Origin of the sequence: Hyalangium minutum (genome assembly GCF_000737315.1) — a bacterium.
In the GTDB taxonomy this organism is placed as follows: domain Bacteria; phylum Myxococcota; class Myxococcia; order Myxococcales; family Myxococcaceae; genus Hyalangium; species Hyalangium minutum.
In genome coordinates this window covers 1-1,250 of sequence record NZ_JMCB01000042.1, presented here as the reverse complement: position 1 = coordinate 1,250, position 1,250 = coordinate 1, and the positions used below count along the sequence as shown (strand labels likewise).

2 protein-coding genes are annotated in these 1,250 nt (G+C 64.0%); both read right to left on the bottom strand.

What is annotated here, in order from left to right; all coding sequences use genetic code 11:
* On the bottom strand, positions 1-671 hold a 671-nt coding region (locus DB31_RS44325), incomplete at its 3' end, for a galactose-binding domain-containing protein (RefSeq protein ID WP_044200048.1).
* Positions 672-934: 263 nt separating this feature from the next.
* The coding region (locus DB31_RS51770; protein ID WP_205628671.1) for an ATP-binding protein at positions 935-1,250 on the bottom strand (316 nt) is incomplete at its 5' end.

The following is a 1,250-nucleotide window of genomic DNA, read 5'->3' as shown; positions in this document are numbered from 1 at the left end:
CCGTTCTCGGACACCATGAGCTTGAAGTTGCTCAGCCGCTCCCCGCAGCAATCGCTCCGGTTGTGAAGGACGACCATCCCCACTTGCTGCACGCTCTGCAGATCCACCTGCCACCAGGGCTTGTTGGTGTCCAGGGTGTGGGTAACCGAGCCCTTCATGAGATTGCCCTCGGTCTGCCCATCTACCGCCAGGGCTGCGACGGAGTCGTCATTGGTGCTCGACTGCGAGGTGGGCTTGCCCTGCGCCAGGTTGTTCAGCGCGGTGACCTGGACCTCTGCGAGGCTGAGGACGCCCTGTCCGTTGAGCTGGACCTTCACATAGCGGGCTGCGCGGTTGACGGGGAACTGCACCTGCAGAGGCGCCGTGCCCGGGTAGGGGTACTCCTGCCAGGTGGAGCCGTTCTCGGACACCATGAGCTTGAAGTTGCTCAGCCGCTCCCCGCAGCAATCGCTCCGGTTGTGAAGGACGACCATCCCCACTTGCTGCACGCTCCGCAGATCCACCTGCCACCAGGGCTTGTTGGTATCCAGGGTGTGGGTAACCGAGCCCTTCATGAGATTGCCCTCGGTCTGCCCATCTACCGCCAGGGCTGCGACGGAGTCGTCATTGGTGCTCGACTGCGTGGCGGGCTTGCCCTGCGCCAGGTTGCCGGGGGCAGCGTGCGCCCCCATACCAACACCGAGACAGAGCAGTAAGAACAATGGCAACAGGCAACATTTGAACATGGTGGGCTTTCCTCTATAAGAACTGCGAGCGGAGCAACGCTGCACGCAGCGTGCCGACTGGGAGGCCGCCCTCTTACACACGCGAAGAGTGCCAGGCGGAGTTCGTCTTCTCGCGTTTTTGACATGTCAGCGGTGGCGCTGACGTGTCAGCCAGCGCCAGGGTCCGCCCGGAATCAAGAGAAGCTGCTGAGGGCCTCCTGCTCACTGCCCTACACCTCAAACACCGTGATGAGCCGAGTGATCATGAGCAAGGACCTCAGCAAAAAGAGGCCGCGGCCGCTGGCTTTGAGCCGGTTCCCCAGCTCGAGCGGGTGGGGGATCTGGCTCGGATCGAAGCCGCTGCCCTCGTCCCGGACCCACACTGTCAGCCGTGAGCCCTGAAGCGCGAAGGGCGTATAGGCAGGATAGAGGCCATGTTGCGGGTGAGGGCTGGAGCGGAGGTGCCGAGGAGGACCGCTGACAGGTGCCGCCCGAGCAGTGCGCCCGGTCGGTGGACAGGCCGCGCAGCCCCTTGAGGTACACGCC